This is a genomic window from Salinisphaera sp., from assembly GCF_002729955.1.
In the GTDB taxonomy this organism is placed as follows: Bacteria; Pseudomonadota; Gammaproteobacteria; order Nevskiales; family Salinisphaeraceae; genus Salinisphaera.
This window is the reverse complement of sequence record NZ_PBYA01000021.1, coordinates 54,020-79,129: the sequence shown is the minus strand read 5'-3', so window position 1 is coordinate 79,129 and position 25,110 is coordinate 54,020. Positions and strand designations below refer to the sequence as shown.

Genomic DNA, 25,110 nt, shown 5'->3' with positions numbered 1-25,110 from the left:
CGAACGCAGACCGCGAAGCCGCATACCGCGGTCCGATCGCACGGGGACACAGACATGGACATGGCGGTAAGAACCCGGCTTTCCGGGCACGTCGTTGGCGCCGATCTTCTCAGCGCGATCGCGCGCCATATCGATTACGCCTTCCAGCCGATCGCAAGCTTGAACAGCGGTCGCTGCTACGGCGTCGAAGCCCTCATGCGTGGCTGGCAGGACGCCGGGTTTGCCAGCATCGAAAGCGTGTTCGATCAGGCCTGCGAGCTGGGCTTGCTGGTCGAAGTCGATACGTTGCTCAAGCAGATGGCTTTCGAGAAGTTCAGCCGCATACCCCACCACCGCGAGCTGCGGCTGTTCTTCAACCTCGATAACCGCGTGTTCAGCGCGCCGGACTACCGACCGGCTGCGACCGTGGTCCTTCTCGAACGCTACGGGCTGCGCCCGTCCTCGATCGTGCTCGAGGTTTCCGAACGCAAGGATATGGAACGCGGCCAGGCCGCCTATGAAATCCTGCGCACCTACCGCAATGCCACGGTGCAGATCGCGCTCGACGACTTCGGCACCGGTTTTTCCGGGCTGGCGCTGCTATACGACACGCATCCCGAGTACGTGAAGATCGACCGTTACTTCATTCGCGATATCGGCAACGACCACAAGAAGAAAGTGTTTCTGTCGCATGTGGTGAGCCTGGCCAAGACGCTGGGCATCCGTGTCGTCGCCGAAGGGGTGGAAACCGAGTCCGAGTTCTACACCTGTCGCGAGATCGGCTGCGATCTGGTGCAGGGCTATCTCATCGAGCGCCCCAGCCAGTGTATTGAGCATATCGAACCGGTCTATCAGGTGGTGGCCGAGATGCGGCGCAAGGATCGCAGGCGCGAGCGGCTGGAGTCGCGGTTCGTGTCGGATCAGCTCGATCATGCGCCCGCCATCGATGTCGATATGCGCATGGAGGATATCTTCGAGTCGTTTCGCGTGAATCCGCAGCGCTCGTTCTTTCCGTTTCTGGGCGACAACCGCCACGCCATCGGCGTGATTCGGGAAACCGAGCTCAAGGAGTACATCTACTCGCCCTACGGGCGCGATCTGCTGTCGCGCAAGAAGATCGGCGATCATCTCGATCTGTTCGTGCGCCGCTGCCCGGTCGCCGATATCAATACGCCGATCGACATCATTCTCGAGCAGTATGCGGCCAGCCCCAGCCGCGACGGCGTGCTCATCACCGAGGATGGCCGTTATCGCGGCGTGCTCAGCGCCGAGGCGCTCGTGCTGGCCGTGCAGGAGCGCAATCTGGAAGTCGCACGCGATCAGAACCCGCTCAGCGGTCTGCCGGGCAATCCGTCGATCGAGCGTTTCATCGCCGAACAGCTGGCCGCGCCCACGCCGCTCACGCTGATGTATTTCGATCTCGACAACTTCAAGGCCTTCAACGATGCCTACGGCTTTCGCATGGGCGATCGAGCGCTGCGCATGTTCGCCGATCTGCTGGGCAAGGCATTCGCTGCTTTCGGCGGACTGATCGGCCATATCGGCGGCGACGACTTCTTCGTCGGCCTGCACGGCGATGCTGCGGACGCCGGCATCGAAGCCGCGACAGCGGTGGTCGCGGAATTTCGTTCCAACGCGGAATCGCTCTACAGCGATGAGGACCGCAAGGCCGGTTCGATCGCGGGCCATGATCGCGCCGGCCGGCCTACGGTATTTCCCCTGCTTTCGGCCAGTTGTGCGGCGGTCAAGCTTGGCGAATGCAGCCGGCAACGCGGCGAGCACGCGGTCATGACGCTGATCACCCGGCTCAAGGAGGAGGCCAAGCTCAGCGGCAATACCGTGTGTGTGGCCAGCCTGCTCTGAAGCCGTCGAAGCCGGCATCGACATGCATGCCCGCATGCCGATGCCCGACGCCGGTTCTTAGGTTGCCGTGCTCAGCGCCTGTTCCAGATCCGCGATGAGGTCGTCGATATGTTCGATACCGACCGACAGGCGCACCATGTCGGCGCTCACGCCGGCACTTTCGAGCTCGGCTTCGTTGAGCTGGCTGTGGGTGGTGGCCGCAGGCATGGCGGCACAGCTCTTGGCGTCGCCGATATTGACCAGCCGTGCGAACAGCTCGAGTGCGTCGTAGAACTTTACCCCCGCTTCGAAGCCGCCGGCGATCCCGAAGCTGAGAATGCCCGAGGCCTGGCCGTTCATGTATTTATCGGCCAGATGATGGTCGCGATGGGTGGGCAGACCGGCATAGCTGACCCAGGCCACCCGCGGATGCGCGTCCAGGTATTCCGCGATGCGCTGGGTGTTGATGCACACGCGTTCCATGCGCAGTGCCAGAGTTTCCAGCCCCTGCAGGAACAGCCAGGCGTTCATCGCGCTCATCGCGCCGCCCATGTTGCGTAGCGGCACCACCCGGGCACGGGTGATGAAGGCGGCTTCGCCGACATCCCGGGCGTAGTTGATGCCGTGATACGACACATCCGGTTCGGTCAGCAGCGAAAAACGCTCGGCGTGATCGAGCCAGGGGAAACGCCCCGAATCCACGATAAGCCCGCCGATGGTGGTGCCGTGACCGCCGATATATTTGGTAGCCGAATGTACGACGATATCGGCCCCGTGTTCGATCGGGCGCAGCAGCATGGGCGAGCAGACGGTGTTGTCGACCATCAGCGGTATGCCGTGGGCATGAGCGATTTCGGCAAGCCGCGTGATATCGGCGATGCTGCCCGACGGGTTGCCGATGGATTCGCAGTACAGGGCCTTGGTGCGCTCGTCGATCAGGCCCGCCATGGCCTCGAGATCGTCCTTGTCGGCAAAGCGCACGGTAATACCCTGGCGCGGCAGCGTATGTGCGAACAGGTTGTAGGTGCCGCCATACAGTTCGCTGATCGACACGATGTTGTCGCCGGCTTCGGCGATGGTCTGGACCGCGGCGGTGATCGCGGCCATGCCGGAGGCCAGCGCCAACGCGCCTACGCCGCCTTCGAGCGCGGCCACGCGCTGTTCGAGCACGCCACAGGTCGGGTTGGTGATCCGGCTGTAGATATTGCCCGCTTCCTTGAGATCGAACAGATCCGCCGCGTGCTGGGCGTTGTCGAAGGCAAAGGAGGTGGTCTGATGAATCGGCACGGCAACGGCGTGCTGTTCGTCCGGCGCATAGCCGGCGTGCAGGGCAATAGTTTCCGGTTTCATGATCGTATCTCGACAGGCATGGCTGAATTCAGCCCCGAGTATAGGGGCGCGATTCGCTGCTGTGCGCTTGCATTGTGGGCGACCGATCCTGTGCTTACGCGGCGCACTCAGTCGCGTTCGGTCTCGCGGCATTGCTCGACGATGTCGCCCGGCCCGCCGTCATTGCCGCGGGTGAACAGCGTCGCGCGGCGTTCGTCGTCCTCGCTCTGAATGAGCAGCTGCAGCTCGGTGCCCGCATAGCGCTGGCCAACCGGGCTGGGCGCGGCCTGCATTTCGATCAGGCGCGGGCCCATTTGCAGGATGGCCGTGTTCGGGCCGCGATAGGTCACGATGAAAGGCCGGCCGCTATCGCATTCGTAGCGGGCCGTGTGTTCCTGCGGGCCGCTGGCACAGCCGGCGACCAGCAGGGCCGTTACGCCGAGCAAAAAAGCGATCGAGCGATGGCGCATGACAAACTCCGGGTTGGAAAGAGGGTGTGATGGCAGAACGCCGTGCCGCCGTATCGAGGCCAGCAACCGGGCGACGGCCGAGGGCCGTTATCGGTCAGGCGGCGTTATGGCGAACGAGTGGTTGATCGTACCCCTGACAGCGTACGCAGTTTCGTCCGGCATGCTTGCCGGCATAGAGGGCGACATCCGCGCGCGTGATGGCCGCCTCCTGGGAGTCGGTTTTGCTCGGCGGCATGTCGGTGACGCCGAAGGTCAGGGTGACCTGGAGCTGCGCGCCGTTTTTGTCGTCGATGGGTACGTCCAGACGGCTGACCGTTTGCCGCAGTTTTTCAGCGAGTTGCTTGGCCTTGTCGATGGGGGTACCCACCATCAGCACCAGAAATTCCTCGCCGCCCCAGCGCGCCACGTGGTCGGACTGGCGGGTCTTGTCCGCGAGCGTCTCGCTGACCACGCGTAGCACTTGGTCGCCAACGTCGTGCCCGTGCTGGTCGTTGATACGCTTGAAGTGGTCGATATCGCAAAGAATCACCGACATCGGATTGCCGGAGCGCTTCTGGGTGGCGCATTCCAGATCCCATATCTCGAGCATGCTGCGGCGGTTGAGCAGGTGGGTGAGCGGATCGGTGGTGGCCAGCTGGCGCAGCTTGTCTTCGGTACGGGTAATGAGTCCGAAGTAGAACGCCACGATGACCGCAAGAATGGAAAGGCTGGCGATCAGATTGGCGTAGTGCAGGGTGTCGACGACCGACCGCTCCAAAACGTAGGCAGGCGCTCCGCCACGCGACAAGGCGTCGGTGGCGACCATGAGCGCGATGACGCCGAAGATGGCGACGCCTTTCATCCGGTTGTCGTCAAAATAGGCCAGAGTGATCAGGGGGATGGTGAGCAAGGCGTAATAATGGAAGCCCGAGTCCCAACCGATCAGATACGCGGTGAGTAGTGCGTGGGCCTGGAACTCGAACACGAAAAGGCCCAGCGCCAGGAATCGGGTGCCTGGCCGCAGCATCAGCAGGCATATCAGCAGATACAACACGCTGCTGGCGATATTGACGATGGCCAGCGGCTTGACGTCGAGTGTGTAGAACAGAGCGACGAATACCACGTGGGTCACCCCGGCCATGATCGAGGTGCGAAACAACAGCCGCCAGAACGACCGTTCGACCTGGCGCGGTGCACCGTGGGCCCGGCCGAGAAGCTGACTGCGATCCTTCGAAATATTGGAGTTGCTGGACGCCATGTCCGATTTCCTGAACGGCCGGGTGGCGGCCGCGAAGACTTGGCGGAGACTATCGGCCGCGCCCGCCAGCGCTTGAACGCCGGCCGTGGGTATCGCGCTTGAGCTTGTCTGCAACAGGGCGTAGGCTCTTCTTGCAACAGGAGAGTCTTTCGATGCACTCAGAACACGACAACAACCTATCGATCGCACGCGGCGCACAGGCGCGCGTGGCCTCCATGTATTTCTACGGGTATTGGTTTAGCCGCTACGGCGTCTGATCCACCCCGGACAGGCGCCCGATACACGGGACGCCTGCCGACGAGTTCTCAAACCCCCGGTTGGCGTGCCAACCGGGGGTTTTTTGTTTGTCCGTCTTTCCAACGCCACGGAGCCATCCATGTATTCCGACATTCGCTTATCGCAGCTGGCTGTTTATCGACGGCGCCAACGCCGTCGCAGACGATTTCGAGCCACCCATGTCCTTGCGCAAGACCCTAGGAACCACCCATGACCGCCACTGCCACCACGCTTGATCCCGAACTCAATAGCGCAAGCCGCGCACGCCGCACGTTTGGCCTGAGTACGCCAGCAGCCCTGCGCCAGGCGCTGCCGGTATCCGCCAAGCTCGCCCATGAAATCCAGCAGCATCGCGACGCGATTCGTGCCGTGCTCAACGGCCAGGACGATCGCCTGCTGGTGATAACCGGCCCCTGTTCACTGCACGACCCCAAGGCCGCGCGCGACTACGGTCGTCGGCTTGCCGCGCTCGCCGACGAGCTGGGCGATCGGCTGCTGATCGTGATGCGGGCCTATGTCGAAAAGCCGCGTACCACGGTGGGCTGGAAAGGCCTGTTGCATGACCCGCATCTGGACGAGCGCAACGATCTCGAAGCCGGGCTGCGCATCTCGCGCCGGCTGCTGATCGAGCTGGCCGAACTCGGCCTGCCGATTGCCACGGAAATCCTCAGCCCGGCGGCCGCCAACTATCTCGAAGACACGCTGAGCTGGGCCGCGATCGGGGCTCGGACCACTGAATCCCAGACCCATCGTGAGCTGGTCAGCGGGCTGGATATGCCGGTGGGGTTCAAGAACGGTACCGACGGCGAACTTGGCGCTGCTCTGGATGCCATCCAGGCGGCCGCACGCCCGCACAGCCATTTCGGCCTCGACGACAGCGGCCAGACCGCGCTGGTCGCTACCGCGGGCAACCCGGATACGCATCTGATCCTGCGCGGCGGGCGCCAGGGCCCCAACTACGATGCCGCCAGCGTGCGCGTCGCGGCCCGGGCGTTGGCGGATGCCGGGGTCGATTCGCGCCTGATCGTGGACTGCAGCCATGCCAACAGCGGCAAGGATGCGCTACGCCAGCCCGAGGTCGCCGAACAGGTGCTGGCCCAGCGGCGCAAGGATTCGCAGGCGATTGCCGGGCTTATGCTCGAAAGCCATCTGGAAACCGGCAAGCAGTCGCTCGGCTCCGAGCTGCGCTACGGCGTTTCGGTGACCGATGCCTGCCTGGGTTGGGCACCCACGGCGGCGCTGTTGCGTCGGCTGGCCCGCGGGTAATGGCCAGGGCGCGACTGCATGTCGCGCCGCGCGTCTCGTCGGTCAGAAATAGTCCAGATCGAGCAGGCGCACGGCGAGGTTGCGGGGCGGGGTCTGCGGTAGGGGGCGCGCAGCGCGTTGCAGGCTGCCTCGAACAGGCAGCGGCGTGCGTAGCACAGGCGATGAAACAGGTTTGTTGCGGGACGGCATGACGATGATCCTGCCTCGTTCGAGGCATGCGGTGCCGGCGTCGCCCAGAGCGCGTGTCCGGCCATGTGGTTTAAAGGCTTCTCGACCCAAGGCCACCGTGTGCATACCTTGCACGCTTGGCCCGGCATGAATGTCGTCATGCAAGGCAGGTAACGGCCACGAGCCGGCAAGACTTGAACCGTTGCCATGTCGTGGCCCGGCGTGCCCGGTACGCTACGCGTGGCTGCCGGGCCGCGTTGCCTGCGCGTTCCACGCTTGCTCGCACGGCCTCTGGCGCCGAGCCGCTATGTCCTTCTCAAAGGCTGTATTGCTATGAATATCGGCCCCTATCGTTTCTCGCCGCCCTGGTGGGGCGTGCTGCTGTTCTGCATCGGCGCGGTGATTTTCTGTTCGCTTGGCGTGTGGCAGATCGAACGCGCCCATTACAAGGCGCGGCTGCTGGCCGCCCAGCAGTCGGCCCAGGCCGCCGCCCCGGCCGATATCGACACGCTCGGCGACGAGTCTCCGGTGCAGGGGCGTACTTATTACGCCAGCGGCGTGTTCGAAGCGAATCACCAGCTGCTGCTCGCCGATCAGGTGCATGCCTCCCAGGTGGGGTATCGCGTATGGACACCGCTGCGCCTCGACAACGGCGCTCGCCTGCTCGTCGATCGCGGCTGGGTCGAGCGATCGTCTGCCGATGCCGGCTTGCCCAATCCGTCGGCGCCTAGCGAGCGTGTGCGCCTGGAAGGGGTATGGCATCCGCTGCCGGCGCCCGCGCTCAACTGGGGCACGGCCAGCGCCTGCGACAAGACCGACTGGCCGCGGGTTCTGAGCTATCCCAAAATCGCCGACGTGCGCTGCCAATACGACGACGGGCGGCTTCTCGACGGCCTGCTGTTGCTGGATCCGAAGGCGCCGTACGGGTTCGTACGCGACTGGGCCGAAGAAACGGACCGGGTCGGTCTGCGGCCGTTCGGCCACTATGCCTATGCCTCGCAATGGTTTCTCATGGCGCTGGTGGCGGGCGTGATTCTCGTGGTCGTGAATCTGCGCCGCCGCTGATCGCGTGCGTGCACGCGTTGCTGCGTCGCGCGCGCATCGATAGGCTCGCCGGCTGCGTTTGCACCATCAGCCTTCTGCCATGCCCCTGAGCCCGGAACAACACCAGACCCTGCGCGATCTTGCCGGGCGTATCGACGGTATCGACCGCGCTGTTTATACGCGTTTTGACAAGGACCCGCTGGAGCCGATCATCGGCCTGGGCGATGCCAATACCCGGATCGGCTTTTTCGGCCGCGACCCGGGCACCGACGAGGTCAAATACGGCGAGCCGTTCATCGGCGCCGGCGGGCAGCTGGTGCGCAGGACGGTGTATCAGCATCTTCACGGCGTGCCGCTGCCGGATTTCGACGCCTCGCGTGCGCTGGGCGGCGACTTCTTCTGGATCAACACGGTGCCGTACAAGCCGGTCGGCAACAAAGCCTGGTCGATGAAGATCAAACGGCTGTTTCAGCCCACCATGATTTCATTGCTCGTGGAGTCGTGGCACGGGCGCTCGCTGATCACGCTCGGGCGCGAGGCGTTTCTGTGGTTCGGGATCAGTCAGTCCAAGGACGAACGGGCCCGCATCGAGGCATTCTGGGCACGCGAGGATCGCTTCGAAAGTGCGATCGAAGTCGAACTCACCACGCCGGCCGGGCGTACCAGAACATTCGATATCCGGCCGTTGCCGCACCCGTCGCCCTTGAATGCCACCTGGTACAAGCGCTTTCCCGAACTACTGCGTCAGCGCCTCGATCAACTCGACGCCCGGGCCGACAACCTGCGCGGCTAGCGTGAGCCCGGTCTGAGCCTGCCTCAATAACCGGGCGGGCGCTGGCCCAGGCTGCGCTGCCATACACGACTGGCCACACCGCGCCCCGCGACTCGAGCGAAGGCCACGCAGAAACCGCTGACAGCGGCCCAGGCCAGAATGCGCGGCCAGCCCGGATCCTGGTCCTCGATATTGACCGGCGGCTCTTCAGCGAGGGTATAGCGCCACGCCGATGCCGCGCCGCGGCGTGCGAGGATGCCTGCCGCGATCGCGGTTCCCGCACCGAGGGCGAGCCAGAGAGTTCGTTCACGATTCATGAGTCGTCGATGCCGGCACAAGGGCCGATCGTTCAAAGCCATGCCCGATCGTATCGTACAACGCCACCGCAGCGCCGAAGTGTTTACGGCCGGCGCGACAAGCGTGGCGGCCCCCGCCCGCAATCAGGCGGCGCGGGCGCCGGCTCAAGCCGCCGCGATTTTGGCCGATATCGCAGGCGTTACTGGAACTTTCGCACCGGATACCGTATGACCGACACCCAATGGGCACGCATCGCGAGCGATATCGAGTACCTGCGGGCCTTGGTGCATGGTGCCTTTGCTTCGCCGCTCGTCTGGCTGCCGTTAGCGCTGTGCGTTGTGGTCGGCGCGGTGTCGGCCCTTCGCTGGTTCAACGAACGTCACAGTTATACCCATGTAGGTCGCAACGCCTCGCTGGCCAGTCTGGCGCTGGCCTGCCTGATCCTGGTGGCGGGCGCGTGGTCGCACGCTGACACCACGGCCGGAACCGAATTGCCGAGTGTGAGGGCCAGCAACGAGTTGCCCGGCACGGTCGTAGGCGGGCAGGGATAGTCGAAAAAGCCAGGGCTTGTATCGAATTTGCCCGGCCGGCCGAAGACCCCGAACGGCGTATCGGTTCCCCGGTCGACGGGCGGTCGGCAGAAGATGGATCTGCACATTAAATTGTGCACACTTGTTTGGCGACGTATATTAATGGGATCGCTAAGTCGTATTCGATCCAGATGTCCGTCGCGGCGGGCGTGTATGCCCCAACGCATTTTTGCGCCGCATGAACTGTTTGCATGTGGCCATTTCGGACTCAAGAGTACCCCCAAGTCATGCAGGTTCGTAGTGTTGTCGATTGCTGCGATACGGCGCTTCCGGACCCGCTTGGTCTCGTGCGTCGAAGCACCCAGCGCCTGCACGCGTCGGTTGAACACGACACGCCCATGGCACGACTGGTCGCCTGCGATTGCACCCTCGAAGACTACCGTGCCGCACTCAAACCGCTGGCTCGAATCTACGCGGCGCTGGACGACAAGCTGCACGCCGCTCGCTGCTGGCGCCCCTGCAGCGTTGGCCCCTACCGTGCGCGTTTGCCGCTGCTTCAGATCGAGCTGGAACGCTGGTGTGCAACCGCTACGGTGGCGCCGGTCAGCGCGCCGCCGCTGGACGGCGTAGCGGCCTATCTCGGCGTTCGATATGTCATCGATGGCGCCCAGTTCGGCCATCGCGTCATCGCGGCCTCGCTGGCGCGCTCCGCCGCGGCTGCGGTGGTAGCCCAGGGCTCGGGTTTCTGGGCCACCTCCTTTGTATCGACGGCCGAGTGGCGGCGCCTGTGCCAGGCGTTGAGACACCTCGGTTCGCGTAGCGAGGCTGCTTCGGCGGCCCGCGCCGCCCGGCGCACATTCGAGCTGTTTTCTCGCGAGTTGCATCGCGGTTCGCCGAGGGCGGCATGAACCCCTCGGTCGTCGCCGACTGCAAAGAGGGCGACCTGCATCTGATCGGCGCGCTGCAACCGCTGGGCGCACTGGTGGCGGTTCGTATCGACACCGGGCGGGTGGATTACTGTTCCGCCAATATCGCCGAATGGCTCGGCGATACACCGGATGGGGTGCTTGGTCGTTGGGCGTCCGATGTATTCGGCAACGCCTGGCCCGAACTCAAGCGACTGGCCGAAAGCGCCGGCAGCAACCGCATCGGCCAGATCGAACTCGCGGCACCGGTCACGGCCGTGGCCCATCGCCGCGGCGAGCATTACGTGCTGGAATTCGAGCCGGCAGCGATTACAGACCCCGAGTGGTGGGACGAAGCGGCGCGTATCGATTTCATCGGCCGCCTGTCGCATGCCTATACCCCGAAAGGCGTGGCCGAAGTGCTGACCTCAGCCATTGCCGCGGCAACGGGCTACGACCGGGTCATGGTCTATCGTTTTCTCGAGGACTGGGACGGCGAGGTGATCGATCAGTGCTGCAAGCCGGGGGTGGAAGGGTTTCTGGGGCTGCGTTTCCCGGCCCACGATATTCCGGCGAATGCACGCCGTCTTTACACGCTCAACTGGCAGCGCATCATCGCCGACACGGAAAGCGCCAACGTCGAGCTGTATGCGGCCGCCGATATCCACGAGCCGCTGGATCTGACCTTCGCCATGCTGCGTGCCGTGCACCCCGTGCATATCCAGTACCTGCGCAACATGGGGATTCGCGGTTCGTTCAGTGTGTCGCTGCTGGTCGAAGGCCGGCTCTGGGGGCTTGTCACCTGTCACGACTACTCGGGCAAGGCGCTCAACTGCGTTGAACGGCTGGCTTTCGAGGAAATGGCACGACTGGCCTGCCTGCACCTGACCAATATCTGTCGGCTGGAAACCGAATCCCTGCGTTCGGTGCTGCGTGAACGCCTGGCGGTCATGAGCCGGGCGCTGGACCCCGCCGCCGATCAGCCCAAACAACTTCTGGTCGGCCAGCTCGCAGGGCTGCAGAACATGCTCGAGGCCGATGGCGTTCGATTGCGCTGGGGCAGCGAGGAACACTGCCAGGGCGAATTGCCCGATGCCGACGGCCTTGCCGCGCTTGACGACTGGTTGCTACAGAACAAACCGGGTGTGAGTTCGCATTTCGACGAACTGCCGAAACCACTGCGACATCACGACAATCTGCGCTTCAATGCAGCCGGGGTTCTGAATCTGCATATCAGCCCGAAATGCGAGCTGCTCGCCGTGCGCAAGGAGCAGATACAAAAAGTCACCTGGGCCGGCAAGCAGGCGTCCGAGGATGCCGAGCCGGCGCCGTCGCTGACCCCGCGTAGCTCATTCCAGGCCTGGGCGCAGAACGTGCGCTATCGCGCCAAGCGCTGGGGCGAGGCGACGCTCGAGATTGCCGAAGAACTGCGTGAAGCGCTGGCCGAATATCGCCAGGCCGCGCGGCACAAGGAACTGGCCTATCTCGATCCGCTCACGGGTCTGGCCAATCGTTATGCGTTTGAACAGGCCATGGCCGACCGTATCAGCCACTGTCGTCGCAGCGGTGAGCGTTTCGCCCTGCATATGCTCGATCTCGATCGGTTCAAGCCGATCAACGATACCTATGGCCACGTGGCCGGCGACGAATTGTTGAAGACGATTGGCGAACGCATGAAAACGATCGCGCGCCGCGAGGATGTCGTCGCCCGGCTCGGCGGCGACGAGTTCGCGATCATCGAATGGTATGTGGCCGAAGATGAAGACGCCGCGGCCCAGGCAGTGCGTATCGTCGAAGCCATCAGCGAACCGGTCATGTTCGGTGAGCATCGGCTCGATATCTCCGCGAGCATTGGTACGGCGATATTCCCGACCCATGCCCAGGACGCCACGGCGCTACTCGAGTACGCGGACCGCGCGCTCTATCTCGTCAAGGCGGGCCAGCGAAGGCGAGCCTAGCCCAGGGCCTCCTTCGAGCGGTGCCCCAGGGTTGCGGCGTTGCGAAGCAGGCGTGTTTGCGGTTGCCTCATGTCTAATCGATAAGGATCGGGCCTGGGGCTTATTTGCGGTGCGGGTCGATTTGGGCATCGGGCCCGGCGAGCAGGCCACGAGCGCGGTCGTAAGACAGTCCGTGGATGCCGGCGCGTTTCATCGAACGCGATAGTGAATACGCCAGGGCGAATGCCGACGCGCGGCGGTAGAAATCGAAGCCACGTTCGTAGACCGGCAGCAGGTCCTCGATCTGGGCGGCCGATTGCAGCCGCTGCTCGAAGCCGCGACGTTTGCGTTCCAGTTCGTCCAGAAAAGCCGGATCGTTTCTGGCCTCGTCGCTGAGCGTGAGTGTCCAGGTCATGTCGGACTGCAGCGTGCAGACGCCGATGAAGCGCCCGGCGACCGTTTCGCCCAGCATGCGCGGCGGCGTCAGTGCCAGCCAGTAGTCGCACGCACCGCGCCGATAGAGGAAATAGCGCTGGCCGCGTACCGGCTTGAAGCGAAAACGGCTTTCCAGCACGAACAGCGACGTGAACAGTTCGGCACTGATCTGGTCGACCTGCTTGGGCGGCAGCGTGGCCGGGAGCTGGCGCTGTACATCGAGCGTGCTGAGTACCAGCGAGCCGCCTTTGCCTTGGGGATTGGGATTCTTGGCCATGATCTGGAACCGCCTGTGACAGCGCTCGGGGCGTTTTCGGCCACCTAGGGAAGCTCTGCATAACCTGTCGCGGTCGCGCCAGCGTGCTTTGCGCGCGATTGACAAGGAAGTGAGAGCGTAGCGTGCTCGTTGCACGGTAGCGAACACTGACGCTGTTCAAGCGTGCGCAAAGCCCTGGCCCGTAAGGGGTTCGGCCTCACAGACGCCGCGGCTGCGTTGCCAGGCTTGACCTGCCAGAAAGGCAGGCGCTGCGCCTGGACGCCTTGCCGCACCGTCTGTGAGGACTCGAACGCGATCCGCGACAGGTTATGCAGAGCTTCCCTGGAGTACGACACAGACAGTTGGCGAGTTGCAATATGATCGCGCTGCCCGTACATCGGCATCAGGACTTTGCCAGGCCGCGATGCGGCGAGGTTTTTGCGATGACGTCATTCAGTCAAGGCTTGCACCATATCACCGCCATATGCGGCGACCCGGCCGAAAACCGGCGTTTCTTCGTCGATGTGCTGGGGCTGCGTCTGGTCAAGAAGACGGTCAATTTCGACGACCCCGGCACCTATCATCTGTATTACGGCGACGAACTGGGCAGCCCCGGCAGTGCGCTGACCTTCTTCGCGTTCGCCGGTGCACCGCCCGGCCAGCCCGGTCTGGGCGCGGCGATCGAGATTGCCTTTGCGGTACCGGCCGATGCGCTTGATTTCTGGCAGGCGCGTCTGGCCGATAACGGCGTCGAAACGCGTCGCGAGCACCGCTTCGACGAGCAGGCGCTCTGCTTCGAGGGTCCGCATGGCAACAGGCTGGCGCTGATCGGCTGCGACTGGGCCGCCCGTATGCCTGCCTGGCCGGGCGCGCCGGTGGCCGGCGAGTACGCGATTCGCGGCTTTCATGGCGCAACGCTCGCGCTCGCAGAGCTTGAGCCCAGCGCGGCCGTGCTCGAACAGGTGCTGGGTTTTACGCGTGTGGCGCAGCAAGGCAATCGCGTACGCCTGCGCGCCCAGACCGGCGAGGGGCTGGGGGCGGTGGTGGATCTGTACGTCGACCCCACGCTGGCCTCGGCGCGCGAGGGCGTCGGCAGTATTCATCATGTGGCGTTTCGTGCCCGTGATAGCGACCATCAGCTCGCTCTGCGCGAGTGCCTCGCCAGCCAGGGGCTGCATGCAACCCCTCAGATCGATCGCCAGTATTTTCAGTCGGTCTATTTTCGCGAGCCGGGCGGTGTGCTGTTCGAGATCGCCACCGATGGCCCGGGCTTTACGGTCGACGAGTCGGCCGCGCAGCTCGGCACATCGCTCAAGCTGCCGCCGCAGTACGAGCCGCGGCGCGCGCTGATCGAAAAAGCCCTGACCGAATTCTAGGATTGCGACGACCCCTTGGACCTGCAAAGCCGGGGCAGCGCCGTTGATCGCGTCGCGCGGTAGCCCGCGGGTATGCGGCGGCGCTGGCCGTGCAGTCGCGCATTGAACTAGAGTGCGCGGAGTTTGCCCGACATTCTTTTATGGATAATCGTATGAGCGACCCCACCCTGGCGGACATGCTGCTGGTGCCGCCGCATTTCGATGGCCTGGTGGCCGACGGCCAGCGCCTGGTCGAGGCCGAGATCGATCGCAAGGGGATGACCGTACGCACCGCGGTGCGCATGGTGAAAAAGATCAAGCCCACCATCGTGCAACGTACGGTGCGTGAACTCATGCCCGATTTTCTGGCCGAACTCGAGCCCTGTCATGCCGAATTCAAGGCCACCGATGGCAACGATTTCGGCGCCTATCTGGCGGCTCGCGAGGAGCGCGTGGCCGAAGCCGTACTGCAGGTGGCCGACCGTCGCGCCGAGCGTATCGGCAGCCGGCCCATACGCTCGGCCTATTCCCGTATGCGGGCACGCGCGATCACCGAGGTTCGATCCGCGGTGCCCGAACTCGCCCGTATCATCGAACGACATCGCCGCCAGGCGTTGGCCGACTGAAGGCGCGGCGGTCGCCGCCGTCAATTCGCGCGCTGGTCGGCCACCTGCCGGGTCAGTATGCGAGACACGCTGTCTTCGCCGATCCATGCCACCAGCTCGTCCGGCGCGAGCGGGCGGCTGAACAGATAGCCCTGGGCCTGTTCGCAGCCCCACTGGGACATCAGCGCCAGGGTGGTCTGGTTTTCGATGCCCTCGGCCACCAGCTCGTAGCCGAGATCGTGGGCGAGATTGACGATCGCCCGGGTGAGCGTTTGTCCACGCGTGTCGTATTCAAGGTTCTGTACGAAGCGGCGATCGATCTTCACGCGGCTGGCGTTGAGCTTTTGCAGATACGACAGGTTGCAGTAGCCGGTGCCGAAGTCGTCGATCGCGGTGGAGACGCCGAGCATATGCAGATGTCGTAACTTGGGCAGGCTGGCATCAAGATCGTCGATGAGCGTACTTTCGGTGAATTCCAGCTCCAGGTTTTCGCCGGGCAGGTCATGGCGTCGCAGCCGTTGTGCGACGCGTTCCACGATGTGGTCGTCGGCCAGATCATAGGCCGACAGATTGACCGCCACGCGCAGATCCAGCCCCATTTCGCGCCACTGCGCACATTGGGCCATGGCGGCGTCCAGTACCCAGTCCGTCAGACGCTGGATGAGCGCCGTCTTTTCGGCGGCTTCGATCAGTTCCACCGGGGAAACAAAGCCAAGCATCGGATGCTGCCAGCGCAGCAATGCTTCAACGCTTACGCAGCTGCGCGTGCGCAGATCGACCTGAGGCTGAAACACCAGATACAGCTGTTCCTGCGATGCCAGCGCGGCCGGCAGCTCGGTGAGCAGCTGTAGCTTTCGCTGACGGGCTGCGTCGCTGTCGGGTTTGTAGAACGTCCAGCAGCGACAGTGTTGCCAGGCATCGTCGGCGGCCACCGATGCCTGGCGCAGAAGTTCTTCGGCGCTGGCGCTGCCCTGTTCGCGCAGCATGGTCACGCCCAGCTTCACGCTGGGTTGAAGCAGCAGGCCCACACGCGAGTCGAAGGGCGCCTGTAGCGACGCGACGAGCGCATCCAGCCGGCGCTGTACGCCCATGCCCAGCGGTTCCTTCATGAAGAAGCCGAATCGGTACATGCCGATACGGTAGAGCTCGCGACTGCTGCCGATCCTGTTCGATAGGCGGTCGACGCATTCGACGATGAAGCGTTCGGTCTGGTCGTGGCCCATCACCAGCGTCAGCTCGTGCATCTGTTTTGGCACGGCGATGTCGACGATGCCGATCAGGCGCATCTGCAGCGTGCCGTCGGTTGGCGGTTGTGCCAGTTCCTGTTCGAGTACGTTGAGCATGCGCTGGCGTGTGAAGATGCCGGTACTCGGATCGCGATGGCTCGGTTTGTTCGCCTGCGGCAGACAACGCTGCAAAAAGGCGGCCAGCTGTTTGAGCAGGGCAATCTCGCGTTCGCCGATGTCCGGGCGGGGCGCGCTGTCGAGCACGCACAGGGCGCCCACGTTGTAGCCGTCGAACGTCAGCGGCACGCCGGCATAGAAGCGGATGAACGGCGTGCCGGTAACGAACGGATTGCGGGCGAAAAGCGGGTCGTCGTGTGTATCGGAAACCACGAAGGCCTCGCCGCCGGCGACGGTATGCGAGCAAAACGAATGCTCGCGCGGGACGCTGTAGTCGGCGTTGCGCGTCGACGATTTGAACCACTGGTAGTGTTCGCCAACGAGGGTGACACAGGCGTGGGTGGTGCCCAGCAGCTCGCGCGCCAGTTCGGTGACCTGGCCGAACATGGGTTCGTAGGCGTCCTGAAACCACGGCGTGCGGTCGAGCGCGGCCAGGCGTTCGCTTTCGTGCTCGGATTGGGGACGCGAATCGGTCATTCGATATTTACGTGGGCGAATACATCAGCGTATTCGCGGGTAAAATCGGCAAGGACATGCCGGGCTGGTTTCATACGCCTCTGGCTATAGTCATCGGCATGCGCAACCGGAGCTTAAGAATCGGGCGCTTATCCGTGAGAATCTCCCGGTTGTCTGCTGCCGACGCCGTGCCGTGGCGAATTGGAGCGCAAGAATCTGCAGGCGGCGAACGCCCTGGCTGGATAGGCTTCCCGATAGCCCAGGACGGGCTCTTTATTTCAGCCGGGAGCGTGCAGTGAAAGAGAATGATCGCGACAGGCAGGACAGCCAGCGCTGGCAGGCGGTCAGCACGAACGATACCGCTGCCGATGGGCTATTCCTGTACGGCGTGCGTACGACCGGCGTCTACTGCCGGCCCAGCTGTCGATCGCGTACGCCGCGCCGCGAAAACGTGCGCTATTTCGAGGATGCGGCGTCCGCCCAGGCCGCCGGTTTCCGGGCCTGCAAGCGCTGTCGACCGGATCGCATGCATGGTGTGCGGGCTATCGATGCACGCGTGGTCAAGGCCTGTCGTTATATCGCCGCGCAGCCGGCCCCGCCGCGCCTGCAGCTAATCGCGGCGGCGGTTTGCCTGACGCCGTTTCATTTTCAACGGCTGTTCAAACGCGAGCTGGGCGTTACGCCAGCCGAGTATGCCAACGCCGAGCGTCGCCGACGCCTGCATGCCCATCTGGCAGCCGGCGAAACGGTCACCGACGCGGCGCTCGCGGCGGGCTACGGTTCGGCCGAGCACCTGCATGCCCAGTCGCAGCCAGCGCTGGGCATGACGCCGTCGGCGTATCGAGCGGGCGCGCCGGATCAGGTCATCCGCTTTGCTCTGGGCGAATGTGTTCTGGGCAGCGTACTTGTGGCCGGTAGCGAGCGCGGCATCTGTGCCATCAGCCTCGGTGATACGCCGGAGCAGCTGCTGGCCGACCTCGAGGCCCGCTTCGGCAAGGCCCGGCTGGTGGGTGACGACAGTGTGTTCGCGGCATATGTCGCACAGGTGGTCGGGTTCGTGGCCGAACCCGGGGGTCAGCTTGACCGGCTGCCGCTGGATATTCGCGGCACGGTCTTTCAGCAACGGGTATGGCAGGCGTTACAGCATCTGCCCATCGGCACGACGATCAGCTATGCCGAGATCGCGGCCCGGCTCGGCTCGCCACGCGCGGTGCGGGCGGTTGCCGGGGCCTGCGCTGCCAATACGCTGGCGCTTGCCATCCCCTGTCATCGAGTGGTTCGTCGTGATGGCGGCCTATCCGGGTATCGCTGGGGCATCGAGCGCAAGCGTCGGCTGCTCGATGCAGAATCGCGTGCCGTGGCTGCCCCAGACGCCAAGGGCGATTAGAGCGCCGTCGGTCGAGGCCGGGCATCGCACCGCGTCCGCGTATCGATCGGTGGCAGTGCTCTATATTCATGCCGTGAATGGCGAATATTGAGCGCATTTACTGTTCGGATCGGGCGATCGACCTTAGAATGCGCCCCGTTAGCGGCCGAACGCCTCGATCCGTCAGGTTGTCACGATCGGCCGCGCTCGTTTCTACTCGTCAATTGTTGAGGAATGAACATGTCACAGTATTCGAAGGACGTTGACGCGATCGCGTCGCTGCGTGATGCCCAGGGCAGCGCCTGGTCGGCGATCAACCCCGAGCACGCCGCGCGCATGCGCGCCCAGAACCGTTTCCATACCGGTCTGGATATCGCCAAGTACACCGCGAAGGTCATGCGCGAAGACATGGCGGCCTACGACAAGGACAGCTCCAAGTACACGCAGTCGCTGGGTTGCTGGCACGGCTTCATCGGCCAGCAGAAGGCGATCTCGATCAAGAAGCACTTCGGCAGCCTGAAGCGCAACTATCTGTACCTGTCGGGCTGGATGGTCGCGGCCCTGCGTAGCGAATTCGGTCCGCTGCCGGATCAGTCCATGCACGAAAAGACCACCGTGCCGATGCTCATCGAAGAGCTCTATACCTTCCTCAAGCAGGCTGACGCCTGGGAGCTCAACCACTATTTCCGTGATCTGGAACAAGCCAAGGAAGCCGGCGACGACGCCGCCGCCAAGAAGGCTCAGGAAAAGATCGACAACTTCGAAACCCACGTGATTCCGATCATCGCCGATATCGATGCCGGTTTCGGTAACGAAGAGGCCACCTACCTGCTGGCCAAGAAGATGATCGAGGCCGGCGCCTGCGCCATCCAGATCGAAAACCAGGTCTCCGACGTCAAGCAGTGCGGCCATCAGGACGGCAAGGTCACCGTGCCCCATGCTTCCTTCCTGGCCAAGATCAACGCCGTGCGCTATGCGTTCCTCGAGCTGGGTGTGGAAGACGGCATCATCGTCGCCCGTACCGACAGCCTGGGCGCGGGCCTGACCCAGCAGATCGCCGTCTCCAACGAGCCGGGCGACCTGGGCGACCAGTACAACAGCTTCCTGGCCGGCGAAGAGATCAAGGACGCCTCGGAAATCAACCCGAACGACGTCGTGATCAAGCAGGACGGTAAGCTCGTGCGCCTGCAGCGTCTGGCCTCGGGCCTGTTCGAGTTCCGCAAGGGCACCGGCGAAGACCGCGTGGTCATGGACTGCATCGCCAGCCTCAAGAACGGTGCGGATCTGCTGTGGATCGAAACCGAGAAGCCGCACGTCGGCCAGATCGGCGGCATGGTCGATCGCATCCGCGAGGAAGTGCCGGACGCCAAGCTGGTCTACAACAACAGCCCGTCGTTCAACTGGACGCTCAACTTCCGTCAGCAGGTGTACGACGCCTGGGCCGAGGAAGGCAAGGACGTGTCGGCCTACGACCGCGACAGCCTCATGGACGTCAAGTACGACGACACCGAGTTGGGCAAGGTCGCCGACGAATGGACCCGTGATTTCCAGAAGGAAGGCGCCGCCAAGGCCGGTATCTTCCATCACCTGATCACGCTGCCGACCTATCACACGGCCGCCCTGTCCACCGATCAGCTCGCCAAGGGCTACTTCGGCGACCTGGGCATGCTGGCCTATGTGGAAGGCGTGCAGCGCAAGGAAATCCGCGAAGGCATCGCCACCGTCAAGCATCAGGACATGGCCGGTTCCAACATCGGCGATGACCACAAGGAATTCTTCTCGCGTGAAAGCGCGCTGAAGGCCGGTGGCAAGGACAACACGATGAACCAGTTCGGCTAAACGCCGGCGTTATCGTGACATCGCGGGTTCACCCGCGAGTGTCCATTAAAAAAGCGGGGCTTCGGCCCCGCTTTTTTTGTGCTCGGCTGTTACTGCCCCGATACGAGGCGCGCCGGCGTCAATCGGTGGCGGTATCCGCCAGTCGAGGCTGTTTGCCGCGCCGGCGTACCAGCGCGCGGAAGAATACGGCGCCGAGCACGATGCCCAGCAGCCCGCCGATGGCCTGTGCGGCCACGAGCGCAATCAGACAGATCAACATCACGAGGGCGGCGGCCCCCAGCACCAGGCTGCGATGACCCGCCTCGGGGCGCAGATAGAAGTGGCGAAACACGGCGCCGCTGACGCCGGTCAGAAACGCCAGCCCGAAAACCCCCGGCGCGCCCAGCGGTTCGGCCGCCGACCAGCGCATCATCACGAGCACGGCAAAGGCGACCAGCCCATAACCCAGACAGACGACGAAGAAGTCGAGTTCACGCCGGAAATGGCTGGGACTGGCCTGATCGCCGTGGTCGCGTCGGGTTTGCGATGCGTGCACCGCCTGGCGCATGAGCTCGCGTTCGCCGGCGTCGAAACGCGAGCCTTCGCCATTCGGGGTTTCCAGGTCGATTTTTTCGATCAGTGCCTGCAGGTCGTCGTCTAGCCGCATGGTCCCTCCGGTTCAGCGGTTGAATGAGCGTGAGTGATAGCCGCTTTACTGTCGCATGCCAGGCCCGCGCGTGCTTGGAACGCAGTTGCCCGATCCTCAGCACCGGGTAAGCGCCGGCCATTGCAGCCGCGACAAGAGCAGCTGCCGGACCGGGCATGACGCCAGACGCGTTGGCTGGCAAAACGCGCATCACTGCATCTTGTATACTGTAAATGCGTACAGTTATAAGCATTGAATTACTACACAGAGGAAAGCCCCATGACGGATGCAGGCAAGACAGACCCCAACGCGGCCGAGCCGGAACACAGCAATATCGAAAAGGATCCCGCCAACTGGACGACCGGCGATGAAGCGATGACCGGTGCTCAGAAATCCTATCTGCAGACGCTGTGCGAAGAAGCAAACGAGAGCTTCGACCCGAGTCTGACCAAGGCCCAGGCATCGGAGCGTATCGACCAGCTGCAGGCGGCAGCCAACCGGGGCGCATAGACCGGGAAAACCGGGCGGCGGATCAGCGCTGGCGCTCAAGCCAGCGCCCGATCACGCTGACCACATAGGATTGCTCGGCTGCCCCGAGTGGGGTGTTTTGGGGCACCCCGTGCCATTTCTCGAGACAGCTGCGACAACAGGTCGCGGTGGCGTGCTGGGCGATGAATACCGGGTGATTGCGCATCGGTGTCTGGCGGCCGTCGTTTTTCGGCTGGGCCGGCGCCAGACGCTCGGCAACGAACGTCTCAGCATGTTCGAGCACGGTATCGAACCCGCGTTTTTGCAGGTAATCCGCTTCTCGTGCCCCCAGCTTGAAGCGGCTGCGAAAGCGCGACCGCGCAAGGCGGGCGAACAGGTCATCGGTATCACGCATGTCTTTAGGGAAGCTCTGCATAACCTCTCGCGGTTCGTGTTCGAGTTCTCACAGACGGTGCGGCAAGGCGTCCCGGCGCAGCGCCTGCCTTACTGGCAGGTCAAGCCTGGCAACGCAGCCGCGGCGTCTGTGAGGCCGAACCCCTTCGGGGCTGAGGCTTTGCGCGCGCTTGATCGGCGTCAGTGTTCGCGACCGTGCCACTTGTTATTGGCTTGGGCACGCTACGCTCTCACTTGCCTGTCAATCCGCGCAAAGCACGCCGGCGCGACCGCGACAGGTTGTGCAGAGCTTCCCTAGGCTAACGGCGCAGCGCACCTCGATGCGAGAGCCGAGTGCGATCGGGCCGCCGCGTCATCGTGCTGCATGCGGCCATTTCATGCCGATGGAATGCGGCGCGGTGTCTACGAAACCGTAGCGGCGATACAAGTGATGGGAATCGCCGTCGGCGATCAGGCTGATATATGCATCGGCCGGCGCGTGCTTGCGCAGATAGGTCGTGATCCGATCCATGATCATGCGGCCCACGCCGCGGCGCCGATGCGCGGGTATGACCGCGATATCGCTGACCTGGAAAAAGCAGCCGCCATCGCCGATAACGCGGCCCATGCCGACGGGCGCGTCGTCGGCACGTACTTCGACCGCGAAAAGACTGGCCGCCAGCCCCACGGTTGCCGCCTCGACGCTGCGCTGCGTCATACCGGCGCTCGCACGGAGATAGCGATACGTGGTCACCGACGGAACATGCAGGTGGCAAATATACTCGGAAGCACGCATGGCAGAAGATGCTTGGATGTGTGGGAGTCGTTCGACGACCGACCGCTCATGTGGCGAACGGCCGCCAAAACCGATGGCGACGACCGGCGAGCCGAGGAGCCCGATGGCTTCGCATCCATCGGCCCACGCCGTGATTGCAGCGCGCGGCGAAGACGCGAAGGCGAACGCCTCGTCGCCGAAAGTCTCTGCCGCTGGGCGAGTAGGGCGCCCGCGGATGGGTCGACGTTTGAATCAGCGGTTCGAATACGCCAGGCCGATAGCCAGCAGGCCTGTACTGCTCTGTTGTATCGTACCGGCTGACGATACCAGTTACCGATGTTCAAGTTTGTATTCGCCCGGTCGATATCGTTACGACAACAGAATCGGGATGGCAGCTTCCTTGGCACGAACCGATCCAGGGCGAGAACGCCGCAGCCGTGACAGAGGCGGTCATGAGAGTCAACGATAGCCAGCAACCGGGTGATCTCGGCAGTCTCGTGGCGCTCGTATCGGACTTTTACTGGCGGTGTGATCAGGCCGGCCGCTTTACCCAGGTACAAGGCGCGGCCGTCGAGCGCGGCGATATCGATGCCCAAGCGTGGATCGGCCGCATGCCCGCGGATGTAGGGCTTGGTACCACCGACCGCGCCGGCTGGCCGTTTTGCGAACAGCCGGTATCGGAGCATCTGGTGCGCTGGATCGTTGCGGACGGCTCGCTGCGTTATCTCAACATCGCGGCCGAATGCGTTCGCGACGAAAACGGTGCGCCCGATGGCTGGCGCGGCCTGGCGCGCGACGTCACCCGTCACCGCCGGCGTTATCGCGAACTCAAGCAGCTGCGCAGCGCGATCGACGCCTCCCACGACATGATCTTCGTCATCGACCGCGAATCGATGCGATTCCTGTACGTGAACGATATTGCCTGTGAGCTTACCGGGCATCCGCGTGAGACCTTCATGGCCTCGACGCCGGCCCAGATGCTGAATGTCGATCCCGGTGTGCTCGAGGCAGAGTACGACCGGGTTATCGCGGTCGGGCGATTGACCGTGGAGGATCGAAGCCGGCTCGGCCGGGGCGGCTCCATGATCGTTGAACGACGGCGCTGCGCGCTGTTCGTTGAAGGCCGCTGGGTGATCGTGAGCATCGTTCACGATATTACCGATCGCAAACTTGCCGAACAGGCACGAGATCGGCTGAGCCGCATGTACGCCACGCTCAGTGCCACCAACGAGGCGCTGCTGCGGGCCAGTACGCCTGAAATGCTTTACCAGCAGGTGTGCGAAGCCGCGGTGGCCAACGACGACGTGCTCGTGGCCGCTACGCTGCGGCTCGACGAGCAGGAGAATGTCCTGCGCGTGGTGGGCGTGGCCGGCTCGATTGCCAACGAGGTGCGCGAGCTGGTGATTCCGCTCGACAGCGAGAGCGCGCGAAGCGACGGTCTGGCCGGGCGCTGCTTCCTCCAGGGCAACACCCAGATCGCGGACGATTATCTCAACGACGCCCGGGTGATGCCCTGGCATCGTATCGGCAAGCGGATCGGGCTTCGCTCAGCGGCTGCCGTGCCGATCGTCAAGGAGGATCGCACCATTGGCGTAATGCTGCTCATGGCCGATCAGAAGAATGCCTTCGGCCGCGATGGTATTCGACTGATCGAACGCATGGCCGCGAACCTGGTGTTTGCGCTGGACAATCTCGAACGCGAGGCCTGGCGACGGGAAAGCGAAAAACATATCGAATTCCTGGCCACCCACGATGCGTTGACCGGCCTGCCCAACCGAACGCTGTTCAACCAATCGCTGGCCATGGCGATAGACGCCGACGAGCGCTTCGCGGTTTTGTTCATCGACCTGGATCGCTTCAAGTTCATCAACGACTCGCTCGGCCACGAAGCCGGCGATCAGCTGCTCCAGGCCGTTGCCGGCCGGTTACGCAGCTGCGTTCGTTCGGCCCATATGGTGGCGCGTCTGGGCGGCGATGAATTCGTCGTGCTTATTCACGAGGTGGCTGATCGCGCCGATATCGAACCGCTTGCGGGCAGGATTCTGGATACGGTGCTGGAGGCGGTCACGCTCAACGGCCACGATTATCGGGTGACCGCGAGTATCGGTATCTCCCTCTACCCGCAGGATGCCCGCGATGCCTCGAGCCTGCTCAAGCAGGCGGATATGGCGATGTACTGCGCCAAGGACGAGGGCAAGAACAAGTTTCAGTTCTATGCGAACGAGCTGGAGGACCGCTCGCTCGTGCGCATGCGCCTGGAAAACAATCTGCGTTGCGCGCTGGAGAAGAAACAGTTCCAGCTCGCCTACCAGGCCAAGATCAGCCTCGCGGACAGCCGTATCGTCGGTGTCGAAGCGCTGCTGCGCTGGCGCTGCGAAGAGCTCGGCACCGTGCTGCCCGGGCAGTTTCTACCGCTGGCCGAAGAACTCGGACTGATCGTACCCATCGGCCGCTGGGTGCTGGAAACCGCCTGTGAACAGAACATGGCCTGGCAGCGAGCGGGCCTTCCGCCGGTTCGTATTGCGGTCAACATCTCGGCCGTTCAGTTGGCCGACCAGACGCTGGTATCGCATGTGCGATCGGTGCTCGAACGCACGGGCATGGCGCCGGATCTGCTCGAACTCGAGATCACCGAAACGGCGGTGATGCGGGACGTTGCCAGCGCGCTGGCCTTGCTGGCCGAGATCAAGAAACTGGGCGTGATGATCGCGATCGACGATTTCGGCACCGGCTATTCGTCGCTCACCCAGCTTCGCGATCTGCCGGTCGATACCCTCAAGATCGACCGTTCGTTCGTCAACGAGCTGGCCACGAACAGCATCGACCAGTCGATCGCGCGGGCGATCATCACCATGGGCAAGAACCTGAGTCTGAACGTGATCGCCGAGGGCGTCGAAACCGAGGCACAGGAAGCGTTTCTTCGCGCCGAAGCCTGCGACGACATGCAGGGGTTCTATTTCAGCCGCCCCGGCGGCGCGGAGGTCTTTGCCGAGCTGCTCGGTGGCCATGTCGACACGACGCGTTCGGGCCACGAGCGTCGCGTGTTGTAACGAGCGCGGCTGAACGCCCGTAGGCGCGGTCG

The 25,110-nt window shown here is 63.7% G+C and carries 23 protein-coding genes; 14 read left to right on the top strand and 9 right to left on the bottom strand.

The window, feature by feature from the left end; genetic code table 11:
- Nucleotides 1-1,842, top strand: a 1,842-nt coding sequence (locus CMN27_RS05800; protein WP_293624793.1) for a bifunctional diguanylate cyclase/phosphodiesterase, incomplete at its 5' end; no start/stop codon positions are given.
- A 57-nt stretch (nt 1,843-1,899) separates the two neighbouring features.
- On the opposite strand, the gene CMN27_RS05795 is transcribed toward CMN27_RS05800, so the two are convergent.
- From CMN27_RS05795 to CMN27_RS05785, 3 genes are all read right to left on the bottom strand, one after another.
- Nucleotides 1,900-3,171, bottom strand: a complete 1,272-nt coding sequence (locus CMN27_RS05795) for an aminotransferase class I/II-fold pyridoxal phosphate-dependent enzyme (protein WP_293624791.1) — start codon at nt 3,169-3,171, stop codon at nt 1,900-1,902.
- 107 nt (nt 3,172-3,278) lie between these two features.
- A complete protein-coding gene (locus CMN27_RS05790) occupies nt 3,279-3,620 on the bottom strand; it encodes an MliC family protein (RefSeq protein ID WP_293624789.1) in 342 nt (113 codons plus the stop codon).
- Nucleotides 3,621-3,714: 94 nt separating this feature from the next.
- The gene (locus CMN27_RS05785; protein WP_293624788.1) at nt 3,715-4,857 is read right to left on the bottom strand and encodes a GGDEF domain-containing protein; all 1,143 of its coding nucleotides are present in this window, start codon (nt 4,855-4,857) and stop codon (nt 3,715-3,717) included.
- A 486-nt stretch (nt 4,858-5,343) separates the two neighbouring features.
- Here CMN27_RS05785 and CMN27_RS05780 point away from each other — a divergent pair, with 486 nt between their 5' ends.
- From CMN27_RS05780 to CMN27_RS05770, 3 genes are all read left to right on the top strand, one after another.
- Nucleotides 5,344-6,399: a 3-deoxy-7-phosphoheptulonate synthase gene (locus tag CMN27_RS05780; RefSeq protein WP_293624787.1), complete on the top strand. Its 1,056-nt coding sequence runs from the start codon at nt 5,344-5,346 to the stop codon at nt 6,397-6,399.
- 501 nt (nt 6,400-6,900) lie between these two features.
- The gene (locus tag CMN27_RS05775) at nt 6,901-7,632 is read left to right on the top strand and encodes an SURF1 family protein (protein WP_293624786.1); all 732 of its coding nucleotides are present in this window, start codon (nt 6,901-6,903) and stop codon (nt 7,630-7,632) included.
- 79 nt (nt 7,633-7,711) lie between these two features.
- Complete coding sequence (locus CMN27_RS05770; protein ID WP_293624785.1) at nt 7,712-8,404, top strand: uracil-DNA glycosylase family protein; 693 nt, start codon at nt 7,712-7,714, stop codon at nt 8,402-8,404.
- Nucleotides 8,405-8,427: 23 nt separating this feature from the next.
- Here CMN27_RS05770 and CMN27_RS05765 read toward each other — a convergent pair whose 3' ends face one another.
- On the bottom strand, nt 8,428-8,700 hold the full coding sequence (locus CMN27_RS05765; RefSeq protein ID WP_293624784.1) for a DUF4235 domain-containing protein: 273 nt from the start codon (nt 8,698-8,700) through the stop codon (nt 8,428-8,430).
- A gap of 207 nt (nt 8,701-8,907) precedes the next feature.
- On the opposite strand from CMN27_RS05765, the gene CMN27_RS05760 reads away from it, so the two are divergent.
- The 3 genes from CMN27_RS05760 (at nt 8,908) to CMN27_RS05750 (ending at nt 12,073) form a co-directional block, all read left to right on the top strand.
- A complete protein-coding gene (locus CMN27_RS05760; RefSeq protein ID WP_293624783.1) occupies nt 8,908-9,231 on the top strand; it encodes a hypothetical protein in 324 nt (107 codons plus the stop codon).
- 266 nt (nt 9,232-9,497) lie between these two features.
- On the top strand, nt 9,498-10,118 hold the full coding sequence (locus CMN27_RS05755; protein WP_293624781.1) for a hypothetical protein: 621 nt from the start codon (nt 9,498-9,500) through the stop codon (nt 10,116-10,118).
- Nucleotides 10,115-12,073: a sensor domain-containing diguanylate cyclase gene (locus CMN27_RS05750; protein WP_293624779.1), complete on the top strand. Its 1,959-nt coding sequence runs from the start codon at nt 10,115-10,117 to the stop codon at nt 12,071-12,073. Before CMN27_RS05755 ends, CMN27_RS05750 begins: the two co-directional genes overlap by 4 nt.
- A gap of 100 nt (nt 12,074-12,173) precedes the next feature.
- Here the strand turns inward: CMN27_RS05750 and CMN27_RS05745 are convergent, their stop codons facing one another.
- Entirely contained in the window at nt 12,174-12,764 is a 591-nt protein-coding gene (locus tag CMN27_RS05745) for a DUF2452 domain-containing protein (RefSeq protein WP_293624777.1), read from the bottom strand.
- 422 nt (nt 12,765-13,186) lie between these two features.
- Between CMN27_RS05745 and CMN27_RS05740 the strand changes: the two genes are divergently transcribed.
- Entirely contained in the window at nt 13,187-14,119 is a 933-nt protein-coding gene (locus CMN27_RS05740; RefSeq protein ID WP_293624775.1) for a ring-cleaving dioxygenase, read from the top strand.
- 152 nt (nt 14,120-14,271) lie between these two features.
- Nucleotides 14,272-14,724: a hypothetical protein gene (locus CMN27_RS05735; RefSeq protein ID WP_293624774.1), complete on the top strand. Its 453-nt coding sequence runs from the start codon at nt 14,272-14,274 to the stop codon at nt 14,722-14,724.
- Between the two features lie 20 nt (nt 14,725-14,744).
- Here CMN27_RS05735 and CMN27_RS05730 read toward each other — a convergent pair whose 3' ends face one another.
- Entirely contained in the window at nt 14,745-16,583 is a 1,839-nt protein-coding gene (locus CMN27_RS05730) for a sensor domain-containing phosphodiesterase (protein ID WP_293624773.1), read from the bottom strand.
- An 11-nt stretch (nt 16,584-16,594) separates the two neighbouring features.
- On the opposite strand from CMN27_RS05730, the gene CMN27_RS05725 reads away from it, so the two are divergent.
- The 3 genes from CMN27_RS05725 (at nt 16,595) to CMN27_RS05715 (ending at nt 19,767) form a co-directional block, all read left to right on the top strand.
- On the top strand, nt 16,595-16,861 hold the full coding sequence (locus CMN27_RS05725) for a hypothetical protein (protein WP_293624772.1): 267 nt from the start codon (nt 16,595-16,597) through the stop codon (nt 16,859-16,861).
- Nucleotides 16,858-17,949, top strand: a complete 1,092-nt coding sequence (ada, locus tag CMN27_RS05720; protein ID WP_293624770.1) for a bifunctional DNA-binding transcriptional regulator/O6-methylguanine-DNA methyltransferase Ada — start codon at nt 16,858-16,860, stop codon at nt 17,947-17,949. Before CMN27_RS05725 ends, ada begins: the two co-directional genes overlap by 4 nt.
- A 219-nt stretch (nt 17,950-18,168) precedes the next feature.
- On the top strand, nt 18,169-19,767 hold the full coding sequence (locus CMN27_RS05715; RefSeq protein ID WP_293624768.1) for an isocitrate lyase: 1,599 nt from the start codon (nt 18,169-18,171) through the stop codon (nt 19,765-19,767).
- Between the two features lie 118 nt (nt 19,768-19,885).
- Here the strand turns inward: CMN27_RS05715 and CMN27_RS05710 are convergent, their stop codons facing one another.
- A complete protein-coding gene (locus CMN27_RS05710) occupies nt 19,886-20,413 on the bottom strand; it encodes a hypothetical protein (RefSeq protein ID WP_293624766.1) in 528 nt (175 codons plus the stop codon).
- 258 nt (nt 20,414-20,671) lie between these two features.
- On the opposite strand from CMN27_RS05710, the gene CMN27_RS05705 reads away from it, so the two are divergent.
- Entirely contained in the window at nt 20,672-20,902 is a 231-nt protein-coding gene (locus CMN27_RS05705) for a DUF3072 domain-containing protein (RefSeq protein WP_293624764.1), read from the top strand.
- A gap of 22 nt (nt 20,903-20,924) precedes the next feature.
- On the opposite strand, the gene CMN27_RS05700 is transcribed toward CMN27_RS05705, so the two are convergent.
- The gene (locus CMN27_RS05700) at nt 20,925-21,275 is read right to left on the bottom strand and encodes a DUF4186 domain-containing protein (protein WP_293624762.1); all 351 of its coding nucleotides are present in this window, start codon (nt 21,273-21,275) and stop codon (nt 20,925-20,927) included.
- A 351-nt stretch (nt 21,276-21,626) separates the two neighbouring features.
- Nucleotides 21,627-21,971 (bottom strand): GNAT family N-acetyltransferase, encoded by a 345-nt coding sequence (locus tag CMN27_RS05695; RefSeq protein WP_293624760.1) that lies wholly within the window; start codon nt 21,969-21,971, stop codon nt 21,627-21,629.
- Nucleotides 21,972-22,480: 509 nt separating this feature from the next.
- On the opposite strand from CMN27_RS05695, the gene CMN27_RS05690 reads away from it, so the two are divergent.
- Entirely contained in the window at nt 22,481-25,078 is a 2,598-nt protein-coding gene (locus tag CMN27_RS05690) for an EAL domain-containing protein (RefSeq protein WP_293624758.1), read from the top strand.
- Nucleotides 25,079-25,110 lie beyond the last annotated feature (32 nt).